This window comes from Arthrobacter sp. UYCu723, from assembly GCF_054059215.1.
This window is the reverse complement of record NZ_JBSSBW010000001.1, coordinates 1,306,855-1,325,209: the sequence shown is the minus strand read 5'-3', so window position 1 is coordinate 1,325,209 and position 18,355 is coordinate 1,306,855. Positions and strand designations below refer to the sequence as shown.

General features: G+C 68.6%; 15 protein-coding genes. 8 read left to right on the top strand and 7 right to left on the bottom strand.

Annotated elements, in window-relative coordinates:
• Positions 1-84: 84 nt before the first annotated feature.
• Positions 85-2,667 (bottom strand): ATP-dependent DNA ligase, encoded by a 2,583-nt coding sequence (locus tag ACVWZ8_RS06115; protein WP_456504112.1) that lies wholly within the window; start codon positions 2,665-2,667, stop codon positions 85-87.
• 40 nt (positions 2,668-2,707) lie between these two features.
• Here ACVWZ8_RS06115 and ku point away from each other — a divergent pair, with 40 nt between their 5' ends.
• The gene (ku, locus tag ACVWZ8_RS06110) at positions 2,708-3,715 is read left to right on the top strand and encodes a non-homologous end joining protein Ku (protein ID WP_426975758.1); all 1,008 of its coding nucleotides are present in this window, start codon (positions 2,708-2,710) and stop codon (positions 3,713-3,715) included.
• A 29-nt stretch (positions 3,716-3,744) separates the two neighbouring features.
• On the opposite strand, the gene ACVWZ8_RS06105 is transcribed toward ku, so the two are convergent.
• The 5 genes from ACVWZ8_RS06105 to ACVWZ8_RS06085 form a co-directional block, all read right to left on the bottom strand.
• Positions 3,745-4,032 (bottom strand): DUF7218 family protein, encoded by a 288-nt coding sequence (locus tag ACVWZ8_RS06105; RefSeq protein WP_456504111.1) that lies wholly within the window; start codon positions 4,030-4,032, stop codon positions 3,745-3,747.
• A gap of 574 nt (positions 4,033-4,606) precedes the next feature.
• Entirely contained in the window at positions 4,607-4,885 is a 279-nt protein-coding gene (locus ACVWZ8_RS06100; protein ID WP_354245651.1) for an HPr family phosphocarrier protein, read from the bottom strand.
• A 73-nt stretch (positions 4,886-4,958) separates the two neighbouring features.
• Positions 4,959-7,007 (bottom strand): PTS fructose transporter subunit IIABC, encoded by a 2,049-nt coding sequence (locus tag ACVWZ8_RS06095; RefSeq protein ID WP_456504110.1) that lies wholly within the window; start codon positions 7,005-7,007, stop codon positions 4,959-4,961.
• Between the two features lie 2 nt (positions 7,008-7,009).
• Complete coding sequence (locus ACVWZ8_RS06090) at positions 7,010-7,996, bottom strand: 1-phosphofructokinase family hexose kinase (protein WP_426975762.1); 987 nt, start codon at positions 7,994-7,996, stop codon at positions 7,010-7,012.
• Positions 7,993-8,793 (bottom strand): DeoR/GlpR family DNA-binding transcription regulator, encoded by an 801-nt coding sequence (locus ACVWZ8_RS06085; protein ID WP_426975763.1) that lies wholly within the window; start codon positions 8,791-8,793, stop codon positions 7,993-7,995. The genes ACVWZ8_RS06090 and ACVWZ8_RS06085 overlap by 4 nt, the downstream gene beginning before the upstream one ends.
• Before the next feature lie 432 nt (positions 8,794-9,225).
• On the opposite strand from ACVWZ8_RS06085, the gene ACVWZ8_RS06080 reads away from it, so the two are divergent.
• The 5 genes from ACVWZ8_RS06080 (at position 9,226) to ACVWZ8_RS06060 (ending at position 14,809) form a co-directional block, all read left to right on the top strand.
• The gene (locus ACVWZ8_RS06080; RefSeq protein ID WP_426975764.1) at positions 9,226-10,446 is read left to right on the top strand and encodes a beta-ketoacyl-[acyl-carrier-protein] synthase family protein; all 1,221 of its coding nucleotides are present in this window, start codon (positions 9,226-9,228) and stop codon (positions 10,444-10,446) included.
• A gap of 9 nt (positions 10,447-10,455) precedes the next feature.
• On the top strand, positions 10,456-11,073 hold the full coding sequence (locus ACVWZ8_RS06075; protein WP_426975765.1) for an alpha/beta hydrolase: 618 nt from the start codon (positions 10,456-10,458) through the stop codon (positions 11,071-11,073).
• A gap of 190 nt (positions 11,074-11,263) precedes the next feature.
• On the top strand, positions 11,264-11,491 hold the full coding sequence (locus ACVWZ8_RS06070; RefSeq protein WP_456504109.1) for a substrate-binding domain-containing protein: 228 nt from the start codon (positions 11,264-11,266) through the stop codon (positions 11,489-11,491).
• 141 nt (positions 11,492-11,632) lie between these two features.
• A complete protein-coding gene (locus ACVWZ8_RS06065) occupies positions 11,633-12,382 on the top strand; it encodes an HAD family hydrolase (RefSeq protein WP_426975766.1) in 750 nt (249 codons plus the stop codon).
• A 96-nt stretch (positions 12,383-12,478) separates the two neighbouring features.
• Positions 12,479-14,809 (top strand): glycoside hydrolase family 65 protein, encoded by a 2,331-nt coding sequence (locus ACVWZ8_RS06060; protein WP_456504108.1) that lies wholly within the window; start codon positions 12,479-12,481, stop codon positions 14,807-14,809.
• A gap of 54 nt (positions 14,810-14,863) precedes the next feature.
• On the opposite strand, the gene ACVWZ8_RS06055 is transcribed toward ACVWZ8_RS06060, so the two are convergent.
• Entirely contained in the window at positions 14,864-16,225 is a 1,362-nt protein-coding gene (locus ACVWZ8_RS06055) for an MFS transporter (RefSeq protein ID WP_456504107.1), read from the bottom strand.
• A gap of 273 nt (positions 16,226-16,498) precedes the next feature.
• Here ACVWZ8_RS06055 and ACVWZ8_RS06050 point away from each other — a divergent pair, with 273 nt between their 5' ends.
• Together ACVWZ8_RS06050 and ACVWZ8_RS06045 are read left to right on the top strand one after the other, a co-directional pair.
• Positions 16,499-17,410, top strand: coding sequence for a hypothetical protein (locus ACVWZ8_RS06050; protein ID WP_426979790.1), 912 nt, complete (start codon positions 16,499-16,501; stop codon positions 17,408-17,410).
• Complete coding sequence (locus tag ACVWZ8_RS06045; protein WP_426975769.1) at positions 17,401-18,150, top strand: LamB/YcsF family protein; 750 nt, start codon at positions 17,401-17,403, stop codon at positions 18,148-18,150. The genes ACVWZ8_RS06050 and ACVWZ8_RS06045 overlap by 10 nt, the downstream gene beginning before the upstream one ends.
• The last annotated feature ends 205 nt before the right edge of the window (positions 18,151-18,355 follow it).

Here is an 18,355-nt window from a genome sequence, read left to right as displayed (position 1 = left end):
GCTTCTCCGTGTCCAGGAATTGTGCGCGCTTGCGTTGCCTGTTGCAGCCGCTCACCCTGCGCGCTGCTCAACCCTGTGCGCTGCTCAACCCTGCTCGAGCACCACGTCCGCCGGTTTCTTGTCCAGCCGCCAGCCGCGCCAGACGGGGTGGCGGAGTTTGCCGCTGCCGGTCCATTCGCCGTAGGTGACTTCTCCGACGAGGGTGGCACTCACCCAGTGCGCGTCCGAGGCGTCAACGGCCGGCACCTCTTCAAAGGGCGAGGTCTTCCGGGGCAGGGCATCAAGCTGCTGCCGCAGCTCCTTGAGTTCCCGCATGCTGAAGCCGCTGCCCACCCGCCCCACGTACCGGAGTTTCGAGCCGTCCGGGATGCCCAGCAGCAGCGAGCCCACGGATTGGCTGCGCCCGCCCTTACCCGGACGCCAGCCGCCGACAACTACTTCCTGGGTGCGTTCAAACTTGAGCTTGAGCCAGGACCGGCTGCGCTGGCCGACGTACCGGCCGTCCGTGCGTTTGGCCATCACACCCTCGAGCCCCAGCTCCTGGGCGCTTTCCAGGATGTGGGTGACCTCGCCGTCGATCACCGCGGAGAGCTCCACCGGGCAGCCGGAGGGCTGGAAGAACTTCTCCAACCGGCCGCGGCGCTTCGCCAGCGGCAGACGGCGGAGGTCCTCGCCGCCGTCGGACAGCAGATCGAACAGCATCAGCCGCACCGGCGTGGACGGCTGGGCCCTCGCGACGTCGGAGGGCTTGGTCAGCTTCATCCGCCCCTGGAGCAGCCCGAAGTCGGGACGCCCGGCCGGCCCGACGGCGATGATCTCGCCGTCGGCGATAAAGTCCCGTTCCGGCCAGCAGGACCGGTCGGTCAGCTCGGGGTACGTTGCGGACATGTCGATGCCGTTGCGGCTGATGAGGCGGACCTGCGTCGCGTCCGCCACGACCAGGGACCGCACGCCGTCCCATTTGAGTTCGAACTGCCAGTCCTTGTCCGGCAGGTCCGCCGTGGTTCCCGGGCTGGCCAGCATCGGTGTGAAGTCCGCGGCGGGCCGGGCGGCTCGGGCGCCACCTGACTCCGGTCCCTCTTGCGCCTGCTTCTCCGCCGTGCCGTTTCCGGGGCGGTCCTTCGACGCCGGCGCCGAGTACCCCGTCTTCGGGCCCCGGGGGTCCATCAGATGGATGAGCCACTGGTCGTCGGCCTGGCCGGTGTGGATCAGGGCGAATCTTCGGGTACCGCCGAGACCGCCGTCGTCCTGTCCGGTCAGGGTGGCGATGACCTCCTTGCCCGCGATCCACTTCTCGCATTCGTAATACCCGCGGTCCCAGATGCTGACCGTCCCGGCGCCGTACTGGCCTTTGGGGATGGTGCCTTCGAAGTCCGCGTAGTCCATCGGGTGGTCCTCGGTCTGGACGGCGAGGTGGTTCTTCGTCTTGGACGTGGGGACGCCTTTGGGCAGCGCCCAGGACACCAGGACGCCGTCGCGCTCCAGCCGGAAGTCGAAGTGCAGCCGGCTGGCGTGGTGTTCCTGGATGACGAACGTCTCCCGGAGGGTGCCGCCGTCGGTCTCTGCGCGGTGCCGCACCGCGGTGAAGGGCTCCGGGGTGAAGGGCTCCGGGGTGGCCGCCGGGTCCCGCTTCGTGCGGTACTTTCCCAGCCGGGGATCGGAGTCTCCGCCGCCGCCCGTGCCGCCGCCCGTGCCGCCCGTGCCGCCCGTACTGTCGGAGGGACGGTCCCCGGAGCGTGCCGCCGCGTGGCCGCCGGCTCCCTTTCCTCCCGAAATGGCGGCGAAGGGATCCTTGCCGGCCTTCACCCGCGTCATGACCTCCTGGTAATCCAGCTGGTGCAGGGACGGGGCGCTGAGCTCGCGCCAGGTCCGGGGCGCCGCCACCATGGGCCGGAGCCGGCCGCGCAGGGAGTAGGGGACGATGGTGGTCTTTGCGGCACTGTTCTGGCTCCAGTCCACCAGGACCTTGCCGGTGCGGAGCGATTTCTTCATGTCGCTCACCGCCAGCCCCGGATGGTCAGCCTCCAGCGACCGCGCCAGCTCATGGGCGAACTCCGAGATCTGCTCCGAACTCTGCGTCCCGTCGAGGGACGCGTAGAGGTGGATACCCTTGCTGCCGCTGGTTACCGGCACCGGGTCCAGGCCGACATCCTGCAGGATGGTCCGGGCCAGCTTGGCCACCTCCGCGCACTCGGCCAGTCCGGCGTCCTCGCCCGGGTCGAGGTCCAATACCAGCCGGTCCGGCGCCATGGCGTTTCCATGCGAGTCCACGCGCCACTGCGGGACGTGGATCTCGAGCGCGGCGGTTTGGGCCAGCCAGGAGAGGGTGGCGGGATCGTTCACCAGCGGGTACTGGTTGGTCCCCTCCTTGTGTTTGATCGAGGCGCGCGGCACCCAGCCCGGCGTCGAATGGTCCAGGTTTTTCTGGAAGAACATTTCGCCGGGCGCCTCGGCGGTTCCCACGCCGTGGACCCAGCGCTTCCGGGTGGCGGGCCGGTTGGCTGCCGCCGGGATCAGTACGGGCGCCACGGCCGCGTAGTAGGCCAAGACGTCGGCCTTGGTGGTGCCGGTCTCCGGATACATGACCTTGTCCAGGTTGGTTACCAGGAGCTCGCGGCCGTCAACGCGGACACGTTCCCGGCTGCTGGCCGGTGTTCTTTCCGGCATGGGGCTTCACCTCCGTGCAGCTGTGATGTTCACTTGATCCATGAGAGCCATCTGGAAAGGCGCGATAGCGTTCGGGCTGGTCAACGTGCCGGTCAAGGCCTACACGGCGACCGAGGACCACGACATCAGCCTGCATCAGGTCCACAACGCCGACGGCGGCCGGATCCGCTACCAGCGCCGCTGCGAGGTCTGCAGCATCATCGTGGACTACGAGGACATCGACAAGGCCTATGAGGACGACGGCCGAACGGTGGTGCTCAGCCGCGAGGAGCTCAAAGCCATCCCCGCCGAGAGCAGCCATGAGATCGACGTCGTGCAGTTTGTTCCAGCCGAGCAGCTCGATCCCATCATGTTCGAGAAGAGCTACTACCTGGAGCCCGACTCCAAGTCGCCCAAGGCCTACGTGTTGTTGCGCAGGGCGCTTGAGGACACGGACCGGGTGGCGATCGTCCAGTTTGCGCTGCGCGACAAGACCAGGCTGGGGGCGCTGCGGATCCGCGGCGAGGTGCTGATGCTGCAGGCGCTGCTGTGGGCGGACGAAGTGCGCGAGGCCAGCTTCCCGGCGCTGGAGACCTCCATCCGGATTTCCGCCCAGGAGCGGGAGATGTCCGCCGCGCTGGTGGACTCGATGGCCGCCGACTTCGAGCCGGAACAGTTCACTGATGATTACCAGCTCCAGCTGCGCCAGCTCATCGAGGCGAAGCTGGAAAAGGGGGAGTCCCTGGACACCGAGGAAACCTTCGGCGCCCCGGCGGCCGAGGCCGGCAGCGGCGAAGTGATCGACCTGATGGAGGCGCTCAGGCGGAGCCTCGAGAAGAAGCGCGGTGGCGGCGCGGCTGGCGCCGCAGGCAAGGCGGCGGACCAGCCGGTCACGAACAAGTCCGCGAAGTCTGCGACGAAACCCGCCGCCACGTCGGCGCCGGCCAAGGCCGCGGCCGGGGCGGGTGCCAAGACACCTGCCAAAACTGCCGCCACGGCCACTGCTAAGAGGACCGCTGCGAAAGCCGCTCCCAAGGCCGCCACAAAGAGCACTCGCAAGGAGGCCTGAGCCCGGAGTGCGGCCCGCGGCCATCGCGATCAGGAGTTCCTGAGCGCGGAAATGAGCTCGCTTTTCTTCTTCGCCGAGTAGCCCTTGAGCCCGATTTCCCTGGCCCGTTCCTTCAGCTGGGGGACCGTCCAGTCCTCGTAATCGCCCGCCTGGCCGCCCTTCCGGCCCACGGCGGAGCGGCCCCGCTTTGCGGCGGCGTTGGAGATGCGGGCGGCCTTCTGCTTGGAGGCCCCGTCCTCCAGCAGTTCCTCGTACAGTTCCGGGTCCTTGATGCTCGGGTTCCCGGAGCCGGTCGGGGGGTTCTTCTTCGTGGGCATGGCTACCTCGGCACCAGGTGTCCGGTGTTGCGGGGCTTGTCCGTGCTGACCCAGGCGATCTTCCGGTCGGGGGTCTGCTCGGTGATCCGGGCGAGGTAGTGCACGCTTGCCACGGGGTTGCCTCCTCCGGACGGCTACTCAATCTGCGGCCCCGGGTGGTAGTGCCGCGGATTCCAAACTATCGGCGCGGGAGTGCTGTGACAAGCACTTACCAAGGCTGCTTACCGCAGGGGAGAGGGGGCCGGTTGTCTGCTCGCGACTGTCCGCAGCCCGGCTCTCGGGGTAGTCTCGGTGCCGGGCGGGCCGCCCGCCCGAACTGTAAGGAAAGGGAAGCCATGGCAAGCAACTATGTGGCGACGTCGACAACGACACCGCTGCGGCTGCCCAGCACTCCCAAGGCATGTGGGACCAGCTCGTGGCCGGCGTCAGGAAGATCGCGGAACGGGCGTAGGTCCGCCGTCGCCAAGCACGGCTGGACCGGGTCAAATATCCCCTTAACGACCTCCGGCCGCCGTCCCGCCACAGCCCACGGCAAGCGGGCGGAAGGCGGCACGGCGGCCGGAAGGAAGGGCTGCTATTCGGCGTCGTGATCCGTCTCGAGGATCTGCACGAGCCGCTCGAGGGCGGCGTCGGCGCCGTCGCCCTCGGCACGCAGCACCACAACTTCGCCGTGTGATGCACCCAGGCTCATCAGCGACAGGATGCTGGCGGCGTCCATGGCTTCGTCTTCCGGTTCGCCCAGCCGGGCGATGGTGATTTCGAGATCGAACTCGCCTGCAGCCTCGGCAAAGATGGCGGCCGGGCGGGCGTGCAGCCCTACGCGGCTGCCAATGGTGGCGTTACGTTCGGTCATTTCTGCTCCTTGAATATCAAAAAAGGAATGTCAGCCGGGAAATTCAGCTGGGGAAAAGTCGTCTTGGGCCGGGTCAGACGGTTACGGGAACCGGTTCCACCGTATCAATCGTCTTCTTGACTGCCCAGCGCTTGAGGCCGATCACGGCCAGCGCAGTGACGACGGTGCCGGCAATAATTGCGACGACGAACATCAGGAAGTTGTCGATGGCGAAGAAGACGAAGATGCCGCCGTGCGGGGCCTTCGACCCCACCCCGGCCGCCATCGAGATGGCCCCTGTCACGGCGCCGCCGAGCATGCTGGCCGGGATGACGCGCAGCGGATCCGCAGCGGCGAAGGGGATGGCGCCTTCGGAGATGAAGGAGGCACCCAGCAGCCAGGCTGCCTTGCCGTTTTCCTGTTCCGCCAGGCTGAAGAGCTTCCTGTTCAGCACTGTCGAGGCGAGTGCCATGGCCAGCGGCGGGACCATGCCAGCGGCCATTACGGCCGCCATGATCTGCCACGGCGCCTGGTTGGTCAGGGTCGCTGCGCCGAGGCCGGCGACGGCGAAGGAGTAGGCAACCTTGTTGACGGGTCCGCCGAGGTCGAAGCACATCATCAGGCCCAGGATCACACCGAGGGCGATGGCGCTGGCCCCGGTGAGGCCGGACAGCCAGCTGTTGAGCCCAACCGTAATCGCCGTGATGGGTCCACCCAGAATCACGAACATCAGGCCGGACGCGACGAGGGACGCAAGCAGCGGGATGATCACCACCGGCATCAGTCCGCGCAGCCAGCGGGCGACCTGGAGCTGGCCGATGACGTGCGCGATGTAACCGGCGAGCAGGCCGCCGACGATGCCGCCGAGGAAGCCGGCGCCCATGAAGCCGGCCACCGCACCGGCCACGAAGCCGGGGGCGATGCCAGGGCGGTCGGCGATCGCGTAGGCGATGTAACCGGCCAATGCCGGCACGAGGAAGCCGAGCGAGAGGGCACCGATCTTGAACAGCACCGCGCCGAGGTAGGCGCCGAGCGGGCCCCAGGCATTGTCCGGGAACTGGGTGGGCAGGTTGAAGATGCTGTTTTCCACCACGATGGTGTCCGCGAACTTGGTGATCAGGTAGCCGCCCATCAGGAAGCCGAGGGCGATCAGCAGACCGCCGCCCGCCACGAAGGGGATCATGTAGCTGACGCCCGTGAGCAGGGCTTTCTTGAGCTTTTGGCCGATGTGCTCGCCCTTTTCCTCGGCCTCGTGCTCGGCCTGCTCCTCGGCGCCGAAGTGCGGCACCCGGCGGGCGTTCGGGTTGTCCGCGGCGGCCAGGGCCTCTTGGACCATTTTGCCGGGCTCGTCAATACCGCGCTTCACCGGGGCGTTGATGACCGGCATGCCGGCGAAGCGCTCCTTGCCGCGGACGTCGACGTCGACGGCGAAGATGACGGCGTCGGCGGCGGCAATCACCGCCGGGTCCAGCGGCTTGGCGCCGGAGGAACCCTGGGTCTCGACCTGCAGGTCCACGCCGGCTTCCTTGGCCGCGGCCACGAGCGAATCGGCCGCCATGTAGGTGTGCGCGATGCCGGTGGGGCAGGCCGTGACGGCAACGAGGCGCCTCGGCCCCCGGGCGCCAGCCGCCCCGGCAGCGGCGGCGGGTGCTGCCGCTTCGGCGGCAGCCGCGGCAGCGTGGGCTGCCGGCTTGTCCGCCAGTGCGCCCTCGACCAGCTCGACGACTTCCGCCGGTGAGCTGGCTGCGCGCAAGGCCGCGGTGAAGTCCTTCTTGATCAGGGAGCGGGCCAGCTTGGAGAGCAGCTTGAGGTGCTCCTGGTCCGCGCCTTCGGGTGCCGCGATGAAGAAGATCAGGTCCGCAGGGCCGTCCTTCGCGCCGAAGTCGACCGGCTGGGAGAGCCGTGCCATGGCCAGGGTGGGCTCGGTGACCGCCGTCGAGCAGCAGTGCGGGATCGCGATGCCGCCGGGGACACCGGTGGCGGTCTTCTGTTCCCGGGCGAAGGCGTCGGCGAAGAGGCCTTCCACCTCGGTGGCGCGTCCGTTGGCTGCAACTTTGCCTGCCAGGTGCCGGATCACGTCCTCGGGCGAGCTGCCCAGGTTCTGGTCGAGCTCGACCAAGTCGGTGGTAATGAGCTGAGTCACTGTCAATCCTTCCGGAGGGCCGTGATGGTTACGGCATCAGGGGTGGTTTGGTGGACTGCCGGCACCGTGGAGCCCGGCAGGGAAGCGGCGGCGGCACCATGGGCCACCGCCTGTCGGAGGCAATCGGCCGGGGCGGCGCCCTGGCTGGAGGCGAGCAGGTAGCCGGCCAGCGAGGAATCGCCGGCGCCGACGGTGCTGACAGCCTTGACCGGCGGATGCGTGGCGAGCCACGCGCCGTCGGACGTTACAAGCACCGCACCCTTGGAGCCGAGGGTCGCCAGCACGGCACCCACTCCGGAACGCACGACGGCGGCGGCGGCCGCCGCGGCAGCCTCGGGGTCCGCTTCGAGTTCCTCGGCGGTCTTGCGGGTGGCGAACCCGGCTGCGGCAGCCAGTTCCGCCAGTTCCTCGGCATTGGGTTTCAACAGGTCCGGTTTCCCCGCCGCGTCGCCGGAAATTGCGGCGGCGAGCGGTTCGCCGGAGGAGTCGACGGCGATGCGCGGCGCATCGGTCCCGTCATGGATGGACCGCAGCCGCCGGGTGACGGTGGCGTAGAAGTCGGCGGGCACTCCTGGCGGGAGCGAGCCGGCCAAAACCACCCAGCTGGCGCCGCGGGAGTGGTCCAGGAGCAGCCCGATCAGGGCCTCCTGCTGGTCCTCACTCAGCACCGGGCCGGGTTCGTTGATTTTCGTCGTGACGCCGCCGGGCTCGGTCAGCGCCACGTTGCTGCGCAGCGGCTCTCCGATCGGGAGGGCCGCGAAGGGCACGTCGCCGTCCCGCAGACCGGCGAGGACTGGATCGGCCTCGGACCCGGGCAGCACGGCAAGGGTCTTCAGCCCGGACGCGACCAGGGCGCGGGAGACGTTCACTCCCTTGCCGCCGGATTCCTGCCGGACGGAGATTGCCCGCTGGACTTCCCCTCGGAGCAGGGGGCCCGGCAGTGCTACAGTGCGGTCCAGGCTCGGGTTCGCGGTCAGGGTGACGATCACGCGACCACCACCTCCACGCCGGCATCGGCAAGCGCGTCGGCCAGGGCCCGGCTTGGTTTCGTGTCAGTGATCAAGGTGTCCAGATCTTTCAACGAGGCGAACTGGACGAGCGTTTCCGCGTCCAGCTTGGAGGAATCAGCCAGCACCACAATGCGGCGCGCTGATTGGACGAAGGCAGCCTTGACGGCGGCTTCTTCCGGATCCGGTGTGCTCAGCCCGAAGGCTGCGTGGATGCCGTTGGTCCCGATGAAAGCGATGTCCGGCCGGATCCGGCGTGCCGCTTCCACCGTGGACTGGCCGACGGCGGCCTGGGTGAGTCCGCGGACCCTCCCGCCGAGCAGGTGGAGGGCGATCCCGGGTTCCCCGGACAGCTTCACTGCGATGGGCAGTGCGTGGGTGATGACGACAAGTTCGGTATGGGAACCCTGGGCGGCGCCGGCTGCCGCGCGTGCGGCCAGCAGGTCCGCGAGGGCCTCCGTGCTGGAACCGGCGTCGATCAGGACGCTGCCGGAGTGGTCCTTGGGGATCAGCGCCAGGGCGGCCTCTGCGATGCGGGTCTTTTCCGGCTGCCGCAGGACGGTCCGCTCCAGGATGCTTTCCTCGGTGGTGCTGAAGCGGTCCGGGGAGACAGCGCCGCCATGGACCCGGCGTACGCTGCCGGCCGCTTCAAGGGCGGCAAGGTCCCGGCGGATGGTCTCGGTGGTGATGCTGAAGCGATCGGCGAGGTCCGTGACGCTCGCCCGGCCGCTGGCGGAGACGAGCCCCGCAATCAGCTGTTGGCGTTCTTCGGCGAACACTGGCCCTCCCTTGCGTCAGTAGTGAGGATTCTCGTTGCAGATCCTCCGACCGCTTCCGTGATAGCCATCACATGAAGTGGAATTGATTGACTTTATCTTTGATCGTGTTGCTTTGTCAATGGAAAACAACATGAACGCAGATATTGCTTGGTGCCTCCCGTGGGACATGTCCAGTCTTCGCGCGCTGGAGTGAGCATGTTGGGACCATGTCCAGCGGCGGTCCCGAGCGCGGGACATGTGCGCTGGGCGTGCTGCGACGCGGATCCGCGCAGCGGCCGTCCGATTCCCGGGCGCATTTCCGGACAAGGCCTCGACGCTGCGCGGGATTCGGGCACGTACTCTTGAAGGGTGCATGGCGTCAGGCCTTGAAGCACGTCCGCCCTCGCACTCCCGGAGGGCCTATCAGCGGGCCTCACAGAAACACGGTTAGCAATGTCTGAATTTTCCCCCAGGATCGTTGTCACCGGGCTGGGCGCGGTGACCCCCGTCGGCGGCACGGCCGCCGAAACCTGGTCCGCACTCCTGGCCGGGCGCTCCGGAATCGCGGCCCTCGACCAGGACTGGGCGCAGGAGCTGCCCGTCCGGATGGCAGGCCGGGTCACCGTCGACGTCGCCTCGCAGCTGTCCACCCCCGAGTACAAAAGGATGGACCGGTGCGGGCAGCTGGCGCTCATTGCGGCCAGGGAGGCCTGGGCGCAGGCCGGCCGTCCGGACGCCGACCCGGAACGGCTGGCCGTGGTGATCGGCTCCGGCTACGGCGGCCTGGACACCACGCTGGAGCAAACCCGGGCGCTGGATGCCAGCGGACCCCGCAGGGTATCCCCGCACACCCTTACCCGGATCATGGCCAATGCCCCCTCCGCCTGGGTGTCCATGGAGGTGGGCGCCAAGGGCGGCGCGCGGACTCCGGTGAGCGCCTGCGCCTCCGGAGCGGAAGCCATCTCGCAGGGAGCAGACATGATCCGGGCCGGTGCCGTGGACGTGGTGATTGCCGGCGGTGTGGACTCCTGCATCAACGGCCTGATCGTCAGCGGTTTTGCCCAAATCCGGGCCTTGTCCACGCGCAACGGAGACCCGCAGTCCGCCTCCCGGCCTTTCGACCGGGAGCGGGACGGCTTCGTGCTGGCAGAAGGCGCCGGGATCCTCGTGCTGGAACGCGAAGACCATGCCCGGGCCCGCGGCGCGGAAATACTCGGCGTCGTAGCCGGGACCGCGGTGACGTCCGACGCCGTCGACATCGTGGCTGCCGATCCCGCCATGCAGCGGCGCGTGATGGAAAAGGCCATTGCGGCCGCGGGCCTTGGACCCCAGGACATCGGGCTGGTCCATGCCCACGCGACGTCCACCCCGGTGGGGGACCGGCTGGAGGCGGAAGCCATCAAGGCCGTCCTCGGCAACCAGGTGCCGGTCACGTCGACGAAGTCCCTCACCGGGCACCTTCTCGGTGGTGCCGGCGCGCTCGGCGCCGTCGTCATGGTGCAGGCATTGCGGGCCGGAACGTTCCCGGGCACGCGAAACCTTGAAGACCCGGATGAGGGGATCGACCTGAACATCATCGCGGAAACAGTCTCGGGGCTCCCGGCGACGGCGGGCATAGCAAACGCCTTTGGATTCGGCGGGCACAGCACCGCCCTGGTGATCACCGGAAGCTAGGCTTGCCCGATGGAGACAGTCGTCTGGTCGAAACCGGAACACCAACGTGCCGGAACGCCGCTGCTGGTGATGATGCACGGGTACGGGACGGACGAATCCCGGATGGCGAAACTGTTCGACAGCCTCCCGCCCGACTTCACCTGCGCCGCCCTGCGCGGCCCCAAGGTGATCGGGGACCACCACGGCTGGTTCCTGCTGGACTACTTCCTGACGCATGACTTCGCGGACGTCATCTCCTCCACCAACGCCGTCTTCAACTGGATCGAGTCGGTCAAGGCCCGGCACAGCAGCGTCAGCCTGCTGGGCTACTCGCAGGGGATGGCCATGGCGAGCACCCTGCTGCGCTTGCGGCCGGCGCAGTTCCGGGCCGTCGTCGGGCTGTCCGGTTTCGTCCTGGAGAACGAACTCCTGGCCATGAGCGAGTCCTTCGAGGCGCGTCCGCCGTTCTTCTGGGGCCGGGATAAGGACGACATGGTGATCAACGATGCTGCCACGGAACACACCGAGGAATGGCTCCATGAGCACACCCAGCTCACGGCCCGCAGCTATCCCGGAATGGGACACAGCATCTCCAAAGAGGAGCTCGTGGACGTCGGCGCCTTCCTGCGCCACTACGTGCTGCACTGACGACGCCGGCGCAGCCTCCGGAACAGGCCCGGTGTGCACCGCAAGCTCTGCGGCGGCATTGCCGGGCCGTCCCGGCGGGCGGACGGTGTGCAGCTGCTGAATATCGCCCTCAGCGAAGCCGAAACGGCAGCCCTCCCCGCCTCGGGGCTGGCCGGCAGCGAAGCCAGTGAACCCTCCCTGACCACCGCCAATGAGCGGCTGGCTGATGGCTTTGCGGGATCTCGGTTTGTCAGCACCGAAAAACGTGTCCATCATAGGAAGAGACGATCATCAGATGAGCCGGTTCCTGGGACCGGCCACGATCGCCCAGCCAGTAGCCGATCAGGGCGCGTTTGCGGCCAGTCTGCTGATTGAAAGACTTCAACGCTCGGGGCTTCCAAATCCCCGTCCAGCCACGTGCTGGCGACCAAACTGGTGAGCGCAAGAGCACCCGCCGCCGGCGCTGACGCCTGCGGAGGCCGCCCGGTGGCCACGACCCCTCACAGAGTCCCCGTCCACGGCGTGCCTTCACGTGCGGGCACCACTGACTTCCCGTCAAGGTCTGAAAGGACATCGATCCATGACTGAGCTTCCCAACGGCCCCGCTGCCGGCCGTGCCGACGCGATCTCCGGTGCTTCCGCCATCCTCTTTGACCTCGACGGCGTGCTGACGCCGACGGCGGTGGTGCACGAACACGCGTGGCAGGAACTCTTCGATGGCTTCCTGAAGACCGTCCCCGAGGCGCCGCGTTACCGCGAGAGCGACTACTTCGACCACATCGACGGCAAGCCTCGCTTCGACGGTGTCCGCGACTTCCTGGCCTCCCGCAACATCGTCCTGCCGGAAGGCCCGCTGGATGACGACCCGGCGCATGACACGGTGCACGGCCTGGGCAACCGCAAGAACAAGGTCTTCAACGACATCGTGGCCGCAGGTGGCGTCCAGCCGTACGAGGGCTCCGTGCGGTTCATCGAAGCCGCACAGGCCCGCGGACTCAAGCTCGCCGTCGTGTCCTCGTCCCGCAACGCCCCGGCCGTACTCCAGGCCGCCGGGCTCTCCGGCCACTTCCCGGTGGTGGTGGACGGCGTCGTCGCTGTGAGGGAAGGGCTGCCCGGCAAGCCCAACCCGGACACCTATGAGTACGCCGCCCGGCTGCTGGGCCTGCCCAGCGAGGAATGCGTCGTCGTCGAGGACGCCGTGTCCGGAGTCCAGGCCGGAAGCGCGGGGAGCTTCCACTCGGTGATCGGCGTGGACCGGGGCGCGGGCCGGCAGACCCTGCTGGACGCCGGCGCCAGCCTGGTGGTCAACGACCTCGCCGAACTGCTCTAGCCGTCCACGCCAGCCGCACCCACCACTGCAAGCGGCACGACTCTTACCCGCAGCACTTTCACCGCAATACTTTCACCGCCAAAAGGATCCCCCACCATGGCTCTCATCACCTCGGACCGCGCACGGTTCCCCAACGACCCCTGGCAGCTCGTGGAGACCGTCCACCTCCCCGGCAGCGCCGGGACGCTGGAGACCTTGTTCAGCCTCGGCAACGGCCACCTGGGTATCCGCGGCGCCCACTGGGCTGCCGCCGACGCCGATCTGCCGGGCAGCTTCATCAACGGCTTCCACGAGACCTGGGACATCAAGCACGCTGAAAACGCCTACGGCTTCGCCCGCACCGGCCAGCGGATCCTCTACATTCCGGACGCCAATAACTTCACGGTGATCATCGACGGCGAGACGCTCAGCCTCGACGAGTCCACGGTGCTGGACTACCGGCGCAGCGTTGACTTCGCCACCGGCATCTACGAATGCCGGATCACCTGGCAGTGCCGCTCGGGCGCCACCGTGACCACCACGGAACGCCGCGCCGTCGGCTACGAGTCCCGCGGCACACTTGGCATCTCCCTCGAGGTGGCAGCCGACAGGGACATCTCCGCCGACGTCACATCCTCCGTGATCAACCGCCAGGACCAGCCGGTGGACGACCACTCGGCGCATGACCCGCGCCGTGCCGGTCGCCACGCCGGCCGCGTGCTGCTGCCGGTGCGCCTCGAAGGCGGCGACGGCTCACTGCGCCTCGCGTGGGAAGCTGCGGAATCCGAGCAGCGACTCGGCATGGCCGTGGACCACTGGACGTCCGCCGGGGTCCAGCCCTTCGACACCCTCGTGGACCAGGACGACAGCAGCGTCCGCTACGTCCTGGCCGTCGGCGCGGACGAGCCGTTCGTGCTGGAAAAGAGCGTCAGCTACGCCGTCGGGCAGGCCTCGACGGACCTGGCCGACGAAGCCGAAGCCGGCCTCAAGCCCCTCGGCGAGATCTTCGCCGAGAGCACGGCGTACTACCGCGATTACTGGACCACGAGCGACATCGAACTCGCCGGCCAGACCGAACTCCAGCAGGCCGTCCGCTGGAACCTCTTCCAGCTGGCGCAGGCAACGGCCTGCGCCGACGTCGCCGGCATCCCGGCCAAGGGCGTCAGCGGCTCCGGCTACGACGGGCACTACTTCTGGGACCAGGAGGTGTACCTGATGCCGTACCTGACCTACACCAGCCCCGGGAACGCCCGCCAGGTGCTCGAGTTCCGGCACAAGATGCTGCCCGAGGCCAAGATCCGCGCCGAGGAGCTCAGCGTCGGCGGCGCCCTCTTCCCGTGGCGCACCATCAACGGGCTCGAGGCCAGCGCCTACTACGCCGCCGGCACGGCCCAGTTCCACATCGCCGCCGCGATCGCCTTCGCGACCAACCGCTACATCTGGGCCAGCGGGGACACCGGCTTCCAGGACACCCTGGGCTCCGAGCTGCTGATCGAGACCGCCAGGATGTGGGTCTCGCTCGGCTTCTTCGGCAAGGACGGACTGTTCCACATCCACGGCGTCACCGGCCCCGACGAGTACACCGCCGTCGTCAATGACAACCTGTACACAAACGTCATGGCGCGCTTCAACCTGCGTGCCGCCGCGGCGCTGGACCACCCGGAGATCGGCGACGCCGAACGCCAGCTCTGGGAGCAGGCCGCCAACCGCATGCAGCTGCCCTACGACGAGGACCTGCAGGTCCACTCGCAGGACAACGACTTCATGACCCTGGAGCCGTGGGACTGGAGCACGCCGCGGTCCAAGTACCCGCTGCTGCTGAACTTCCACCCACTGGTGATCTACCGGCACCAGGTGCTCAAGCAGGCCGACACCGTGCTGGCCATGTTCCTGCAGTGGCAGGACTTCACGGCCGAGGAAAAGCACCGCGCCTTCGACTTCTATGACCCGATCACCACCGGCGACTCCACCCTGTCCGCCTGCGTCCAGGGCATCATGGCGGCCGAGGTCGGTTACGGCAAGGCCGCGCTGGACCACTTCACCCATGCGCTCTTCATCGACCTGGACGACACCCACGGCAACACGATCGACGGCGTCCACATCGCCTCCACCGGCGGCGTGTGGAGCTCGCTGGTCAGCGGCTTCGCCGGCCTGCGCGACCAGGGCACGGTGCCGTACTTCGATCCGCGCCTGCCCGCCGAATGGGACGGCCTGTCCTTCTGCCTGTTGATCCAGGGCCGGCTGCTGCGCATCGGCCTGGAGCAGGGCTCCCTCAGCCTGACCGTCCGGGAGGGCGCACCGCTCGACGTCGACGTGCGCGGGGAGTTGCTGACAGTGGGCGGAGACCCCGTCCGGGTACCGCTGGCGCCCGTCGCGGCCCCCGAACCGACCATCTTCCCCAGCGGTCTCCCGACGGCGTCGATCCCGGTGGTGCGCGCGGCGGTCTGAGTCGCCGTCAAAGCAGCGCGGGGTCACTTAACGCCCGCCCCGGGGACATGGGCGTTAAGTGACCCCGCGTTGTTTCGGACCGGACTGCCCTGGACCGGAGGCTTCGGCAGGGGCCGTGGCATCCGCGACGTCGTCGCCCCGGTCCAGGGGATGGGCCAGTTCGTCGGCGGGCATCCTGGCCACCACCATGGCGACGACGGCCATGACGGGGCACACGGTCCCGGCCACGAGGAAGATGAGCCACACCGGCAGCACCTCCGCGGCCGGTCCGGCGAGGGCCATGGAGACCGGCATGAGGGCCAGCGAGACGAAGAAGTCCAGGCTCGAGACGCGGCCCAGCAGATGCGGCGGCACCCGGCGCTGCAACAGAGTCCCCCAGATCACCATGCCGACGCCGCCGGTGGCACCGAAGATGAACAGGGCGGCCGCCAGGGCCCAGAAGCTGTCCATGATGCCGACGGCGGCGATCGGCAGGCTGCCGGCGCCCCAGGACACCATCATCACGCTGAGGTAGCGGCGCGGGAGCGGAAACGAGGCGGTGGCCAGCGACGCTGCGGCGCCTCCGACGCCCATGACGGCGAGCAGGAAACCGAACATGCGCGAGTCGCCGCCGAGCTGGTCCCGGACCACAAACGGGACCAGGACCTCGATGGGGCCGATCAGGAACAGCACGGAAATGCAGGCCCAGAGCAGGGTCCACAGCAGCCAGGGCGTCCGGACGGTATAGCTGACGCCCTCGCGGAGATCGCGGAGCAGGGCGGTCTTGGCCCGGGTCTGGACAGCGTCTGCGGCCTTGCTGCTCCCTGTGCCCGGCGCCTCTGGCCGTGGCTGGCTGCGGAGGAAGTTCAGGATTGAAAATGCCAGGAGATGGCAGACGGCAACACCGGTGACGGCATGCGAGGGTGACAGGGCTGCCACCAGGATGCCTCCCACTGCCGGTCCCGCGGCCTGCTGCAGGATCGGTCGCATCGTCCCCTCCATGCCGTTGGCCGCCAGCAGGTCCTCGGCGGGCAGGATCCGCGGCAAAATGGCGGAGTAGGCGGGGAAGAAGAAGGCGGCGCCGACGCCGAGCACAAAGGCCCCGAGCGCCAGGTGCCAGAGCTGGAGCCAGCCCGCCATGGCCAGCCCGCTGACCGTCGCAATCACGGCCAGGTTGGCGCCCTCCACGGCGATGATCAGGAGCCGCTGTGGCAGCCGGTCCGCCGCGACGCCGCCGGCCAGGACAAACGCCACGAGGCCCACGCTGCCCGCCGCGGCCACCAGGGAAAGTTCCAGCGGGCCGCCGCCGAGGTGGATCACCTCGTAGACCATCGCAACGGCCCACATCCCGGAGCCGAAGATGGAGATGGCCAGTGCCGTGATCAGCACCCGGTATTCCCGGTGCGCGAAAGGCCGGAGGGCTCTCAGTGAGCGCATGGATTTAGTCTAAACGCGTGCCCGCGCCCGGGAGCGGCGGACTTCGGCCGCGACGGACGATACCGGGAAGGCCCAGGGCGTGGCGGGCCGGCTGGACACCGGCATAGTTCATCATTTCCGGAAAGTTTCATGGGCGGGCGACCGAGGTGAGATTTCACGCCCAAGATCGGACGGGACATCGGCGCGAAATGTCACCTCGACGGCGGCCGACGGCGGGCTGTGGCCTAGTGTTAAGACACGCACCGACTGTTCCGGTTCCGACGAGAGGCGATGATGGCCAAGCGCAGCAACCCGGCAATGAAGATGGCCCAGAAGACCGCCCACAACGCGATGTTCGACGCCGAGGGCAAGCCCAAGCCAGGGGTCCACAACGTGCTCCTGCGCGCCGTCGAGATCCAGCGCCCCCTCGTGCTGGCAAACCTCCGGCGCCTGCAGAAGAGGCACCCGCACGCCACGGCGGCCCAGCTCGCCGCGAAGCTGGAACGCGACTATCTCGTCGCCGTCACCGGCGGAGGGGCGCTCGTGGGCGGATCCGCCGTGGTCCCGGGCGTCGGAACAATCGCCGCCCTGGGCCTTTCGGCCGCCGCAACCGTGGGTTTCCTTGAGGCCACCGCACTCTTCGCCACCTCGCTCGCCGAACTGCACGGCGTGCGGATGGTGGACCCGGAGAAGGCCAGCGCTTTGGTCATGGCCATCATGCTCGGCGAAGAGGGCACCGCACTGCTCAGCTCGCTGAGCGGCCAGGCCGCCGGGCAGGGCAAGGGCCCCACCCAGGCCTGGGGCTCCCTCTTTGCACGCCGCGTCCCGCTGGCCGGCCTCGGCCCGGTGCGCGAGCGGATCCAGACGATGTTCCTCCGGAGCCTGCTGAAACGCCAGGGTACGGCCCTGCTGGGCCGGGCGCTGCCGTTCGGCGTCGGGGCCGTGGTGGGCGGCGTCGGCAACCGCCTGATGGGACGCGCCGTCGTCGCCAACGCCAAGGAAGCGTTCGGATCCATGCCGGACACCATCCCGGGCGAACTGCGGGCCATCGCAAAAACCACCGGGCCGGACGCGCTCCGCACTACCGGCCCAGACCCTCTCGACGACACCGCACCGGACACCGCACCGGACTCCGGCCCGGGCGCCCCCACTGGCGACGGCAGCCGGAAAGACTCTGCTAACGAAGGCGGCAACTTTTGGATCTGAACGCTGACCTGGGGGAGTCCTTCGGGACCTGGACCATGGGCGACGACGCCGCCGTGTTCCCGCTCGTCACAAGCGCCAGCGTGGCCTGTGGCCTGCACGCCGGTGACCCCGTGACGATGCTGGACACCTGCCGGGCGGCCTACGAGCTCGACGTCCGGGTGGGTGCCCACATCGGCTACCCGGACCTCGTCGGCTTCGGCCTCCGGTCCCTGGACATGTCCTTCGACGATCTCTTCGGGACGGTGCTGTACCAGCTCGGCGCGCTGGACGGGGTGGCCCACGCCGTCGGGGCTTCGGTTGACTACGTCAAAATGCATGGCGCCCTCTACGACCGGACGGTGCTCGACGCCGAGCAGGCGTCCGCGGTGATCGCTGCCATCCAGGCCTACGACCCGGGGCTGCCGGTTCTCGGCTTCCCCGGCTCCGCCCTGCTAGCGATCGCAACGGAAGCCGGCCACCCCGTCTTCTCCGAAGCCTTCGCCGACCGCGCCTACCTCCCGGACGGCACCCTCATGCCGCGCTCGCAGGAAGGCGCCCGGCTGCACGACGAAGGACAGATCGCCGAGCGGGCCGTGCGGCTTGCCACCAAGGGCGAAGTCGAGGCGGTCGACGGCACCGTGCTCCGGATCGAACCGCACTCGCTGCGCGTCCCCGGGGACGCGCCCGGTTCCGCGGGCACGGCCACCGCGATCCGTGCCGCGCTGGAGTCCGCCGGCGTCGAACTGGAGAGTTTCGCCTGAGCTGCTGCAGGATTCCCGCCGGGTCGGCAGTCGCCGGCCGGCACCTGCCTTGCTGACGGGTCTCTCCTCGCCTGGTCATCGCGGGCTCGGATCCGGCCCCGTACTGTCAGTCGGTGCCGGCGCGGCTGGCGTTACTTGGCATGGCCATTGCCGTATTACGCCGGGGACATCGCAGCGCTGGTTCTCGCGTTAGCCCTGGTGTCGA

Excerpts from the sequence above, each read along its gene's own strand:
- ACVWZ8_RS06075 (WP_426975765.1), top strand. The coding sequence starts at position 10,456 with ATGGAGACAGTCGTCTGGTCGAAACCGGAACACCAACGTGCCGGAACG.
- ku (WP_426975758.1), top strand. The coding sequence starts at position 2,708 with ATGAGAGCCATCTGGAAAGGCGCGATAGCGTTCGGGCTGGTCAACGTG.
- ACVWZ8_RS06080 (WP_426975764.1), top strand. The coding sequence starts at position 9,226 with ATGTCTGAATTTTCCCCCAGGATCGTTGTCACCGGGCTGGGCGCGGTG.
- ACVWZ8_RS06065 (WP_426975766.1), top strand. The coding sequence starts at position 11,633 with ATGACTGAGCTTCCCAACGGCCCCGCTGCCGGCCGTGCCGACGCGATC.
- ACVWZ8_RS06060 (WP_456504108.1), top strand. The coding sequence starts at position 12,479 with ATGGCTCTCATCACCTCGGACCGCGCACGGTTCCCCAACGACCCCTGG.
- ACVWZ8_RS06070 (WP_456504109.1), top strand. The coding sequence starts at position 11,264 with ATGAGCGGCTGGCTGATGGCTTTGCGGGATCTCGGTTTGTCAGCACCG.
- ACVWZ8_RS06055 (WP_456504107.1), bottom strand. The coding sequence starts at position 16,225 with ATGCGCTCACTGAGAGCCCTCCGGCCTTTCGCGCACCGGGAATACCGG.
- ACVWZ8_RS06050 (WP_426979790.1), top strand. The coding sequence starts at position 16,499 with ATGGCCAAGCGCAGCAACCCGGCAATGAAGATGGCCCAGAAGACCGCC.
- ACVWZ8_RS06115 (WP_456504112.1), bottom strand. The coding sequence starts at position 2,667 with ATGCCGGAAAGAACACCGGCCAGCAGCCGGGAACGTGTCCGCGTTGAC.
- ACVWZ8_RS06105 (WP_456504111.1), bottom strand. The coding sequence starts at position 4,032 with ATGCCCACGAAGAAGAACCCCCCGACCGGCTCCGGGAACCCGAGCATC.
- ACVWZ8_RS06100 (WP_354245651.1), bottom strand. The coding sequence starts at position 4,885 with ATGACCGAACGTAACGCCACCATTGGCAGCCGCGTAGGGCTGCACGCC.